Here is a 12,143-nt window from a genome sequence, read left to right on the forward strand (position 1 = left end):
GGCGTCACGCCCCGCTCTTGAGGGCTTCAGATGGCGGGAGTATCCTTTACCATGTGCTAAAGATCGCATTGACCGGTGGAATCGGTGCTGGTAAGAGCACGGCGGCGCGTATGTTCGCGGCGTTGGGCGCGGAGTTGATCGATGCTGACGTTCTGTCGCGGGAAGTCGTCGCCCCTGGAAGCGACGGGCTACGAGCCGTGACGGAACGTTTCGGTTCCGAGGTGTTGGATTCGGAGGGGGCCTTGGATCGGGCCGCATTGGCTCAGGTCGTCTTTCGAGACGGCTCCGCTCGAGCTCGGCTGGAGTCCATAGTTCATCCTCGCGTCAGGGCCAGATCGGCGGAAATCATCGCCGCTCTACCGCAGAATGCCGTGGTGGTGGAGGATATTCCCTTGCTGACGGAGACGGGAGCGGCTCCGAACCATCATCTTGCCCTGGCGGTGGAGGCTCCGCTGGAACTGCGGCTGGAGCGGTTGACCGGGCGCGGAATGGCGCGTGATGAGGCACAGCGGCGCATTGACAACCAGGCTTCGGAGAAGGAACGACGGCGGGCCTGCGATGTGGTCTTGGACAATTCCGGCGATGAACGTGCGCTGGAGTTGCAGGTACAGCGATTGTGGCGGGAACGTATTGAGCCGTTTGCCGCCAATATGATGTCGGCTCGGTCAGCGGCCGAGTCGGAGAAGCTGCGGTTTATCGTGCACGATGAGGGCTGGGAACAGCGCTTTGAGCATACGGCCGCGCGCCTGCGCCGCATCATGGGTTCTTCTGCCGTTCGCATTGATCATGTCGGCTCCACCGCAGTTCCCGGGCTTCCGGCTACGGACGTCATTGACGTACAGGTCACGGTAGTGGCACTGAGCGCGGTGGAACGAATGCAATCGGCGTTGGAACGGGCGGGATACTTCCCCATCGTGGACGGAAGAGACGTATCCCAGTCCGGGCGGATTCCGGATATCGCCGATCCGGAATCCACAGGTGGACAGCAGTTTCTGTACGGATCGGCCGATCCGGGCAATATCGTCCACATTCATTTCAGGGCGATGGACGGCATCGGCCGTCGGCTGGCGGTGTTGTTCCGCGATTGGCTACGGCAGAATGAATCGGCGCGTGTGCGCTATGCTGCGGAAAAGGAGGAATGGGCGGCTCGGGTGGATTCCTATCAGGAGTACCGTGCCGCGAAGGAATCCTGGTTCCGTACGGTGGGTTGTCCTGAAGCACAAGAATGGGCGCATGAGAACGGATGGAGCGCTCCGGTTTGTTAGAACAACCGTGTCAACGGCCACCGTTTAGGGGATACCTACAAAAGTCTTTGTACGGTCAGGGCTTAAACTGTCGTCGTGTTGTTTCGCCTCTGGGATCAACCGGCTCCGACGCAGTCGGTATTTCGTTCGAACGGTCAGGTTGTCGTGTCGTCCCACGCACTGGCGCGGGAGGTTCTCACCGATACCGAGCGGTTCAGCGCCGCCAACGCCTTGGACGCCGTAGAGGCTTTGCCCGCGCGGGTATTGCGTGTACTGACGCGGCACCGATTTCGGCTGCCTCCGACCATGGCCAACAACGACACTCCCACGCACCCGAGAATGCGGGAGCTGTTCGGTGAAGTCTTTGCGCCACAACGGGTGAGCAGTCTTGAGCAGCAAGTCGAAGAGTGGACGAACCAGACGGTGGACGATCTCCGCACGTCATTGGACTGCGATGGAGTCGCCGATCTCGACGCGTTGGTATCGGCCGAGATTCCGCTGCGTGCGCTCGTGCGGTTGTTGGAGTTGCCTGCCGAATCGACCGCGGTGGTTAAAGAATTTTCGCGTTCGGCACTGGAGATGTTCTGGGGCCGACCCGATCTGGATCGGCAGTTGGAACTTGCGGAAATCATCGGCCCTCACCATGCTGAGCTGCGGCATTATGTTCGGCAGGCTAGCGGTCCCGTGGGAAGCGTGCGGGATGAGATAGGTGAAGACGAAGCGACCGGTGCGGTGTTCTTTCTGCTGGTAGCGGGGCAGGAAACCACCGCCCAGTTTGTGACACTGCTCCTGCACTATTTGGTGGAGCACCCCAGAGCCCTTGAAAACGGAGACGGCGCCGCCGTTGTGGAAGAAGGATTGCGCCTCTTTCCCTCGATCGTGTCGTGGCGGCGTCGAGTCCGCTCGGACACCACCATTGGTTCCGAACCGGTGAAGGCGGGTGAATCGGTACTCGTTTGGCTGGCGGAGGCGGGCCGCGACGCCGGGGTGGCGGAATGTCCGCGTGAATTCGTCCCCCACCAACGCGGGTCGCGACGCCATTTGGCGTTCGGTGCCGGCAAGCACCGGTGCCTGGGAAGCCAGTTGACGCGGCTGGAAGCGCGCATCATCGTGGATCGCCTGCGCGAGGTGATTCCGACTCTGCGAACGGTTTCCGCACCGCGGAGCGACGACAACATGTCGTTCCGGATGCCCGGACCCTACATGGTGCGTCGGGTCAGTTGAGGAACGGCCTTTTCGGCGTGACGTTGGAATTCCTCCGGCGTTAGAGCGCCCATTCCGGCGGGAAGTACCGCCAAGCGATCCCCTGGCAGGTCAGTGAGATTTTCCGATTCGGCCAAGTCCGGTTCCGCGGACAACGCCCCGATGACCACCGTCGATTCAATGCCGCGGTGTCGCAAGGCTTCCAAGGTCAGCGCCGTGTGGTTAAGAGTGCCGAGCCCGCTTCGTGCCACGACGACCGACGGACACTCGAGGTGTACCGCTAGGTCGGCCAGCGTCCAGCCGTTCTCGCCCAACTCAACCAGTAGACCTCCGGCTCCTTCGAGGAGTATCACTTCGGCGTCGCTGTCGTAGACCGCGTCGACAACGGTTCCGAGCGACAAGGGTGGGCGCTCTTCGCGGCGAGCGGCGGTCAAGGGGGCCAGGGGGTCTCGGTATTTGACCAGGGCACGTGCCGGGACGTCCGCGAGGCGGGAGATCTCGGCCGCGTCATCGTCGTCCCCCGTCTGGGCTATCTTGATGACTTCCACGGTGCTTCCCTCCAATCGCAGCTGTGAAGCCAGTGCTGCGGTGACGACCGTCTTGCCCACTCCGGTATCGGTTCCGGTAACCAGCACAGGCCCTCTGAAGTCAAACATCGCGCTCCTTTTCAATAGTGGTCAGTGCGGCATCGAATTCGGCCTCGCTGACGGAGGTGTTGATCGTCAATCGCAGGCGGGACACATGGTCTGGCGTCGACGGCGGCCGGAAACATCCCACCGCGACGCCTCGTTCGGAGACGTGACGAGCCCAGCGTGAGGCCGTGTCGGCGTCCCCGGCGGGAATGGACAGAATGGCCCCTTCGCTTTCGGCTACGTGAAACCGTCGTGCGGCCGTCGCGATTCGACGGCGGATGACATTGCGGGCACCGACCGCCTCGGTGGAACGTTCGAGAGCCGCGAGGGCCCCGGCGATGGTGGCCGGTGGTGGGGCGGTGTCATAGATGAACGGACGGGAGGTGTCGGTGAGATGTGCTCGTAGGCTTCGCGGTCCCGAGACGAAACCGCCCGCGGAGGCGAGTGCCTTAGACAGAGTCCCGGTAACGACGATATTGTCCCCGTCGACGGATCCGCTGAGGCCCCCGCCTCGTGTCCCTACCACGCCGAGAGCATGTGCTTCGTCCACCACGAGCAGCGCATCGTAGGCGGAGCAGAGCCGTTGAATCTCCTGGAGCGGTGCGCGGTCTCCCAGCACCGAGTAAACCGATTCCACCGCCACCAGAAAAGGACGGTGCGTTTCAAGTTGGGTTTCCAAATCCTGGAGGTCATTGTGCCGGAAGGACTCGACCTGGAGGTTCGTCATGCGCGCGGCGTCGTGCAGCGAAGCGTGCACGTGAGCGTCAAAGAGGAACGTACGACCGCGAGGAGCAACGGAACCCAGAGCCGTCAGCGCTCCCAGATTCGCCATGTAGCCGGAGGAATACAGCAGGGCCTCGTCCTGCCCGGTCAGGGCCGCCAATTCGTGTTCGAGTCGGCGATGTATATCGGTCGTGCCGCGAACGGCACGGGAGGACCCGGCTCCCAGACCGTAGTGGGTGAGTGCCTCCCGCGCCGCGGCGATGACGTCCGGATGCGTGGACAGCCCCAGGTAATCGTTGGAAGCGAGGTCGGTCAGGTCCGAGCGGGACTCGACGTTCCGATTCAGTCCCCGTTGCCGTCGCAGCCGCGCCTTCTGTTCCAGACGTTGCCATAGACGATGGGTCATCGGGCACCGGCTACGTCGTCGATCGCCTTGCCGAGCCCGTCCACGAGAAGCCGGGTATCGGACTCGTCCAAAGTCAACGGAGGCATCACGATAACCGTGTCCCCCAATGGGCGTAGCCAGACCCCGTGCTCGCGGGCGGCCTGGCAGACCTGGAAACCGGTGCGCTCTCCCAGCGACGTCACCTCCACTCCGACCATGGTGCCCAGTTGCCGGATCTCGGTCACCTCCGGGTGGTCGGCGAGCGGTTTGAACAGGTGGTCAAGCCGTTGCGCCAGGCGACCGGCTTGACCGAGGACGTTGTCACGGTCCATGACCTCGAGATTGGCAATGGCGGCCGCGCAACAGATCGGATTCGCGGTATAGGTGTGTCCGTGGAAGAATGTGCGTGGACCGTCATCGTCAGGTTGCGACAGGAAAGCGTCGTAGACGTGCTGGGCCACCAGGACCGCGGAGAGCGGCAGGTAGCCGGCGGTAATACCTTTCCCGCACGTGAGTAGATCGGGGACGACCTCGGCCTGCTCTGCCGCCCACATCGTTCCAGTGCGCCCGATACCGGTGGCCACCTCATCGAAGATGACCAACGCCCCGTACTTATCGGCCAGGCGCCGCACCGCTCTGAGATAGGACGCGTCGTAGTCGAGCATGCCCGCCGCACCCTGCATGAGCGGTTCGACGATGATCGCACAGGTGTTGTCGCCGTGCTCGGCCATCGTCTCTTCCAAGGCGACGATGGCTCGGGCCACTCGGTCGTCCCCCAAGGAACGATCCCCGGGGGAGGGAACACCGATGGTTTCGAGAAGCAATGGCTTATACGTCGCATGGAAGAGGTCGTGACCACCGACGGCGACGGCGCCCAAGGTGTCGCCGTGGTAGGCGTAATTCAACCGGATGAATTTGTCCCGTGGACGACCGGTCTGGGTCGAATACTGATAGGCCATCTTGAGTGCGATTTCGACGGCGGAGGAACCGTCTCCCGCGTAGAACACCTTGCTGAGTTCGGGGCCGTCCCCGGTGGGAGCCCGGTTGACAAGCATCTCGGACAGCTCGATTCCGGGTTTGTGTGTAGAGCCGAGGAATGTCGAGTGGTCCAGAGTTCGAAGCTGCTTTTCGATGGCGGCGTTAATGTCGGGGTGACAATGACCCACTGTGGTCGTCCACAACGATGATACGCCGTCGAGGAAACGCCGCCCGTCGACATCGGTGATCCACGCTCCCGAGGCTTCGGAGACCACCGTGGGGCCGTCATCTATCCAGAGGCTGTGCTGTGTGAACGGGTGCCACACTGCTGCGGCGTCTCGGTCGATCCAGTGAGAATTAGTGGCCATGCACGACTCCTTTGGAGGGTATAGCTAGTAATATTTGTAGGATACCTCCAAGATGACCGTCGATCGTTTGGGGGAGCGGAGCGATACAACCGTGCGGCCGCGCTGCCGTCGACACCAAACCGGTCTATACGGGACGACGAATCGGCCCGCGCCCCAAACGGATGCGGAGTCATGAACGGAGAAAAACACGTCATATCTCTTCACACCTGCGCGCTTGGACGCGCCGTCAACCGGTTCAGAGCCTTGATCGCACCCGAAGAATCCGACGTCTTACCCGCCCAGGCAACATATCCGTCAGGGCGGACGATGAACGCCGGGGCGATACCGGAATCGGCACCGACCCGAGCGACCAACGGATGCTCGACATTGACGTTCACCGCCAGAAAGCGTCCGTCACGCAGCGCCTCGTACAGGCGCCGACCATCGTGAAGAGGGATATCCGGAACACGACGTCCCACGCGTTTATCGCTACCCGACGGACGTGCGTAGGCGATACTGATTCCCGACACTCGTTCGGCACCCGTTCGTGCGACGATACCCAGATTCGTCACAGGCAGAATCGCATCACGAGTCGCCCGAACCATCACATTGCGCAACGTCCCCATGCGAACCAACGCCCCCGACAGGCGCACCACCATGCGCGCGACCGGTAGGCGCTCCGATTCATAACCATCCAAAACATCGTCCCCCGAGCCGTCGAGCGCCAATGCGATGCGCCACGACAGATTAGCCGCATCCTGCAAGCCCGTATTCATCCCCATTCCTCCGGCAGGAGAGTGGCAATGGGCGGCATCGCCGGCCAAAAACACCCGACCGACCCGAAAGGCTCCGGCCAGGCGTTCATCCGAATGAAACCGAGACAGCCAGCGAGGCGAATGCATGCCGTGATCGGTCCCGGTCACCGAGCGGTACGTCGCCCGCATTCTCTCGAAATCGACGGGGGCATCGTCCTCCCGGTCGTTTCGATTCCATGCGAAGACCCGATACCACCCGTCACCAAACGGCACACTGAATGCCAGTGCCTCGCCATTCGAATCGGCGGTCAGTGAAGAGTCGGGCGGATCGCTCATTCGGACGTCCCCCAACATGATGGACGAGAGAACGGTGACACCGTCGAAGGAAACCGCCAGAGCCCGGCGAACGGCGGAATGGACCCCGTCGCAACCCACGACGAAGCGGGCGTGATAATCACCGGCGGTGGTCTGGACTCGGACGGTGGAGGAGTCCTGGTCAAGCCCGGTCACCTCGGTCCGAAAGCGGAACCTGGCTCCCGCCTGCTTGGCGCGCTCGCGAAGGACGGCTTCAACATCGTATTGCGGGGCGATGAGAACGAAGTTGTAGCGGCTCCTTATATGGTCCATCCGTAGGGTGCCACGTCCGAACAGGCGGAGGCGTCGCACGCGCGTCACTTCTTTACTCAAGAGCGGTTCGGCGAGGCCGCGTATGTCGAAAACCTCGAGCGTGCGGGCATGTACCCCGAAAGCCCGGGAGAGGTTGGAGATGTCCGACGAGCGCTTCTCGAGGACGGTGACGTTTTTGCCGCGTTCGGCTAGGTCGCCGGCCAGAAGCAGACCGGTGGGACCGGCTCCAATGACAATGACGTCACTGCTGTTGAGGTGGTCATACATGGCTAACTCCTTTAAGTCAACGCTTGTTGGCCAATGATTGTTGACTTTAGATTAGGGAGGAACGACTTGTATGTCAACGTCTGTTGACATACAATTTTCGACATGACAGCAGCACGCCGCTCGAGCGATGACACCAAAGAGCGCATTCTGGACGCAGCGCGACGTCGATTTACCGACGTCGGGTTCGCCAAAGCGACGATCCGCTCCATCGCTTCCGAGGCCGACATCGATCCGGCCATGGTGATCCGGTACTTCAGCACCAAGGAACGACTGTTCAGCCTGGCGCTTCCCATCGACCTCGAGGTCCCCGATTTCGCCGCCTTGCCCCCGGACGGCTTGGGGGAGGCGGTCGTTCGACACTTTGTGCTCGTCTGGGAGGACAATTCGACCCTCATTGCCCTATTGCGCACGGCGGCAAGTGATGAGGAGATAACGGAGAAAATACGCGACGTATTCACGCATCAAGTACAGCCGGCAGTACGGCGGGCGGGCATGGCCGCTCATGAAGTTTCCTTGCGGGCGGGGCTGATCGCCTCACAGATTCTCGGTCTGGCACTGACACGATATATTCTGCGGCTGCCCCCGGTGGTGGAGATGGGCACGGAGGACATGGTGGCGGCGTATGGACCGACGATTCAGCGCTATCTCACCGGTGAGGTCACGACCGGCGGTGCGGAGAATTCGGGTTCATCCGACCACAGGCCGATGTCCACGACCTGACCACGCCGCTCGTCAATGACGTCCAGGCGTTGGTCGGATAAACCCGAATCGGTAACCAGGCTCTATCGAACGGTGTCGCCGCAGATCTAGCCGATGACGCTGGTGACCTCCCATGGCGGGTTGAGGTTCGATACATCCTGGGAACGGTCGAGGTCGAGGCGCGCCATACCTGTTTCGGTGTTCATCTCGATGACGGTCAGTTCATTCTGGCTAATGTGATACCGAAAGGCGGCTTGACCCGGCTCGGTTGGTTCGTCACCCTGTATTGGATATTCGACGACGTAGACCGGTTCGCCCTCCTGCTCGTATTCGCGGAGCACAACGCCATGCTCGACCAGTCGCTCCGGATCGTCCGGGGAGTCGGCGGCCATGTCGAGAAGGCGATACAGCAATGCCTCCACCGGACCGAACTCGGCCTGAGCCTCATCACTTCCGGCGGCGATCGTTTGCCAGTCCGACGCGGGAACCGGGAAGGCGAGCGAATCGGAACCGTGCTTGCGAGTGGTGAATCCGCCCGGTTTGACGATTTCGAGTCGATGGCCGTCGCCGTCCGAGACAGCGGAGTAGGCGGTCATATTTCCCCAGTTGATCTGCCCTTTTCCGGTGAGAAGCTCGCCGGTGGGCTGGGGGACGGTGAATTCGAAACCGGCGGTCGACCAGCGGTTCGACGAACGAATCTGAGACACGGTCGTGGCCAGCTCCTCGTCCATGGATTGGGCTTCGCCCGCCGGGCCGCCAAGAAGATCGATCGGTACCAATTCCGCAGAGTCGACTGTCTTTTCAAGGAGGAAATCGATTCGGGCGTTCTCCTCGAAGCCGAGGTTGACTTCAAAGCGCCGCAGTTGTCCCGACCCGTCCACCGAATAACGTGCGTCGGGAACGCCCATCTGGGTATCGCCCTCCACCATGATCGGAGCCTGGAAGACGTCGACGTCGACCCCGTCTATGGCCTCAGTGCCCTGCCAAGTGGCCTCCTGCTGTAGAAAGACCGGGTTGTCCTCTTCAGTCGCCGTCAAGGTGAACAGGGATGAAATCAGGACGTCGAGGTCGGTTTCGGTACGGGTCAAGCCGTAATTGTCTCCCGGCAGGATCGGGCGCACACCCCACCCCTCCTGTGAGACGGCCGCCCGTTCGAAGGCCTCGTGATCGGGACCGTGTGCGACGAGACCGGGTATGGCCTGCAGGAGTCGGGTGTCTCCGTCAAAGTCGTAGCGGGAATAAATGAAGGGGACGGTCCAGTCCACGTAGCCGTCGAGGATGATTTCCTTTTCGGGCGTCGGCACCTTCATTCGGAAGGCCATGGGTTCGGACCCGTGGTTATTCGTACGAACCTGACTCAACAACTGGGCTTCCTCGGTGGTGATGTCGCGAGCGGCCTCGTCCTCCGAACCCCCGGTATAGAGAAATATCAAACCGGCGGCGGCCATGAAGGCGGCGATGAGCATGAGGCCGATGTACTTGCCTTGCCTGTTATGCGAATTATCGTTACTCACAAAGAGATTAACGATTCAGGCGCAGGTGGGTGGCGCGTAGGGCGTGAATCACTACGTGATGTCGGCATTGGGGTGGGTTCGGACCGCCGACTTGATACCCCGTGGCATGGAAAATGTCGGAGGCGGTGGCTAAGGTGGGATCGTGGCTTTTGACATTCCGCGGGCCGACGGCCGATTCGAAGTTATCAGTGATTACGAACCTTCCGGTGATCAACCGAACGCCATCGCCGGGCTGAACGAGCGAGTGCAACGCGGAGATCGCGACACCGTGCTGTTGGGTGCGACGGGTACCGGTAAATCCGCCACGGCCGCCTGGTTGATCGAAAAGCTGCAGCGTCCGGCTCTGATCATGGCCCATAACAAGACCTTGGCCGCTCAGTTGGCCAAGGAATTCCGGGAGCTGCTTCCCAATAACGCCGTCGAATATTACGTATCCTATTACGACTACTATCAGCCCGAAGCCTATGTCGCTCAAACCGACACCTTTATCGAAAAGGACGCTTCCATCAATGAAGAGGTGGAACGTCTGCGGCATCGTACTACCTATTCTCTATTGACCAGGCGCGATGTTGTAGTGGTCGCGACCGTTTCGGCGATTTACGGTCTCGCGACCCCGGTGGAGTATTTGCGTTCGGCCATTGAGCTTGAAGTCGGTCAAGAATGGGAACGTGACCGGCTCTTGCGTCGATTGGTCGACATTCAATACGCCCGAAACGACATTAACCTGGTAAAAGGCAACTTTCGGGTTCGTGGTGACACCATTGAGCTGATCCCCGCGTATGAAGAGCTCGCGATTCGGATTGAAATGTTCGGCGACGAGATCGATCAGCTGTCGTATGTGCATCCCATGACCGGCGAAGAGGTTCGTCGCGTCGATCAGGTTCTGGTGTTTCCCGGTTCGCAGTACGCCATCGGCCAAGAACGTTTGAAAGGCGCGATCGGCGGCATCGAATCCGAATTGGAAGAGCGTCTGACGGAATTCGAAGGTCAGGGAAAACTCTTGGAGGCGCAGCGTCTCCGGATGCGGACGACCTTTGATTTGGAGAATCTGAAGCAGACCGGCTCCACCGGCGGTATTGAGAACTACTCGCGCCATATGGACGGGCGCGAGGCAGGATCACCTCCGCATACGCTATTGGACTATTTCCCCAGCGATTTCATCACCGTCATCGACGAATCGCACGTCACCGTGCCTCAGATCGGAGGCATGTACGAAGGTGATGCGTCACGGAAGCGGAACCTCATCGACCACGGCTTCCGTCTTCCCAGCGCCGCCGACAACCGACCGCTGACCTTCCCGGAGTTTCGCGAACGAGTCGGTCAGAGCGTTTATATGTCGGCGACCCCAGGATCCTGGGAGATGGAGCAGGCCGATGGAGAATTCGTAGAACAGGTCATTCGTCCCACAGGCCTGGTGGATCCGCATGTGGAAATCCGTCCCACGAAAGGCCAGATCGATGATCTGATGGCGGAGATTCGCGAGCGTACCGCCCGCAACGAACGAATTCTTGTCACCACCTTGACCAAGAAGATGGCCGAGGACTTGACCGATTACTTGCTGGACAATGGGATCAAGGTGGAGTACCTGCATTCCGAGGTGGACACCCTGCGGCGAGTGGAACTGTTGAAAGAGCTGCGACGCGGTGATTTCGACGTCCTGGTCGGTATCAACCTACTTCGTGAAGGGCTGGACCTTCCTGAGGTGTCGCTTGTCGGGATTTTGGACGCCGACAAGGAGGGATTCCTGCGGTCGTCCACGTCATTGATTCAGACGATCGGGCGTGCGGCCCGTAACGTCTCCGGAGCGGTGATCATGTACGCCGACAATATGACCGACTCGATGACCCATGCGGTCGAGGAGACGGAGCGACGGCGCGCCAAACAGATCGCCTACAACACGGAACACGGCATCGATCCGACGCCTCTGCGAAAACGGATTGGGGATATCGTCGACGACCTGTACGCCGAAGCGGAGGACACCGAGCAGCTGGAGGCTTCGGAACGGCCGAAGGCCAAACAGCGCAAGTCACAGCCGGGTGACCCGGCAGGTCTGCGCAACGAGATCGTGGAACAGATTTCCGAACGCAATGAACAGATGATGGACGCGGCTCGGGAGCTACGATTCGAATTGGCAGCGGCCTATCGTGATGAGATTGCCGATTTGAAGCGTGAACTGCGGGAAATCGATAATGCGGAAGGCTGACGACCGGTCGACACGGTCGGGTCGGTGAGAGGAGACGGTGCCGGGAGGCGGGACGGCTCTCCCGGCTGTTGCCGGAGGTAAGCGCTTCGCTTGGTCTCCGTTGCGTCGGATCAACCCACGGCTGTAGCCGAGGTGCGGAGATCACGACGGCTCAGTCGATATCGGAGAGGTGCTCCACCTTCGGTGCCTCGGCAAAGTAGCCGCCGATGGCCTCACGCCAGGCGTCAAAGCGTTCGGTCTGACGAAATCCTTGATCATGGGCTTCGATCGAATCCCATTCGATGAGCAGTACGAACCGCGAGGGCGATTCCACACTGCGGGTCATACGCATGTTCCGTAGGCCGGGTGATTGAGCGACGTTATGCCGGGCCTCCCGATAGGCGGAGAGGAATTCGTCCTCTTGTCCGGGGGTAATGTGAATGTCTGCGATTTCAGTGACCATTACCCCAGCGTGTCATGGTTTTTCGTGGTTTCTCATCGTCCACACGATTGATGAGATAACGGTCATATTCACGACGGTACACTTTCCCCTGAATATGAGGCATAATCAGAGATGATCAACCAAG

General features: G+C 60.7%; 10 protein-coding genes. 4 read left to right on the plus strand and 6 right to left on the minus strand.

Features of this window, described 5'->3' with window-relative positions; all coding sequences use genetic code 11:
• The first annotated feature begins 53 nt into the window (after positions 1 to 53).
• Entirely contained in the window at positions 54 to 1,265 is a 1,212-nt protein-coding gene (gene coaE, locus HALAL_RS0113625) for a dephospho-CoA kinase (protein WP_025274528.1), read from the plus strand.
• Between the two features lie 75 nt (positions 1,266 to 1,340).
• Complete coding sequence (locus tag HALAL_RS0113630; protein WP_025274529.1) at positions 1,341 to 2,468, plus strand: cytochrome P450; 1,128 nt, start codon at positions 1,341 to 1,343, stop codon at positions 2,466 to 2,468.
• Here HALAL_RS0113630 and bioD read toward each other — a convergent pair.
• The 4 genes from bioD to HALAL_RS0113650 form a co-directional block, all read right to left on the minus strand.
• On the minus strand, positions 2,444 to 3,103 hold the full coding sequence (gene bioD / locus HALAL_RS0113635) for a dethiobiotin synthase (RefSeq protein WP_051462980.1): 660 nt from the start codon (positions 3,101 to 3,103) through the stop codon (positions 2,444 to 2,446). The genes HALAL_RS0113630 and bioD overlap by 25 nt on opposite strands.
• Positions 3,096 to 4,208 (minus strand): aminotransferase class I/II-fold pyridoxal phosphate-dependent enzyme, encoded by a 1,113-nt coding sequence (locus HALAL_RS0113640; RefSeq protein WP_025274531.1) that lies wholly within the window; start codon positions 4,206 to 4,208, stop codon positions 3,096 to 3,098. Before HALAL_RS0113640 ends, bioD begins: the two co-directional genes overlap by 8 nt.
• Complete coding sequence (bioA, locus tag HALAL_RS0113645; RefSeq protein ID WP_025274532.1) at positions 4,205 to 5,533, minus strand: adenosylmethionine--8-amino-7-oxononanoate transaminase; 1,329 nt, start codon at positions 5,531 to 5,533, stop codon at positions 4,205 to 4,207. Before bioA ends, HALAL_RS0113640 begins: the two co-directional genes overlap by 4 nt.
• A gap of 200 nt (positions 5,534 to 5,733) precedes the next feature.
• Positions 5,734 to 7,161 (minus strand): FAD-dependent oxidoreductase, encoded by a 1,428-nt coding sequence (locus HALAL_RS0113650; protein ID WP_025274533.1) that lies wholly within the window; start codon positions 7,159 to 7,161, stop codon positions 5,734 to 5,736.
• 102 nt (positions 7,162 to 7,263) lie between these two features.
• Between HALAL_RS0113650 and HALAL_RS0113655 the strand changes: the two genes are divergently transcribed.
• On the plus strand, positions 7,264 to 7,881 hold the full coding sequence (locus HALAL_RS0113655; protein ID WP_025274534.1) for a TetR/AcrR family transcriptional regulator: 618 nt from the start codon (positions 7,264 to 7,266) through the stop codon (positions 7,879 to 7,881).
• A gap of 86 nt (positions 7,882 to 7,967) precedes the next feature.
• Here HALAL_RS0113655 and HALAL_RS0113660 read toward each other — a convergent pair whose 3' ends face one another.
• A complete protein-coding gene (locus tag HALAL_RS0113660; RefSeq protein ID WP_025274535.1) occupies positions 7,968 to 9,374 on the minus strand; it encodes a hypothetical protein in 1,407 nt (468 codons plus the stop codon).
• Between the two features lie 142 nt (positions 9,375 to 9,516).
• Here HALAL_RS0113660 and uvrB point away from each other — a divergent pair, with 142 nt between their 5' ends.
• A complete protein-coding gene (uvrB, locus tag HALAL_RS0113665) occupies positions 9,517 to 11,577 on the plus strand; it encodes an excinuclease ABC subunit UvrB (RefSeq protein ID WP_025274536.1) in 2,061 nt (686 codons plus the stop codon).
• 151 nt (positions 11,578 to 11,728) lie between these two features.
• Here the strand turns inward: uvrB and HALAL_RS0113670 are convergent, their stop codons facing one another.
• On the minus strand, positions 11,729 to 12,019 hold the full coding sequence (locus HALAL_RS0113670) for an antibiotic biosynthesis monooxygenase family protein (protein ID WP_025274537.1): 291 nt from the start codon (positions 12,017 to 12,019) through the stop codon (positions 11,729 to 11,731).
• Positions 12,020 to 12,143: the final 124 nt, after the last annotated feature.

The sequence above is a fragment of the Haloglycomyces albus DSM 45210 genome, assembly GCF_000527155.1.
In the GTDB taxonomy this organism is placed as follows: domain Bacteria; phylum Actinomycetota; class Actinomycetes; order Mycobacteriales; family Micromonosporaceae; genus Haloglycomyces; species Haloglycomyces albus.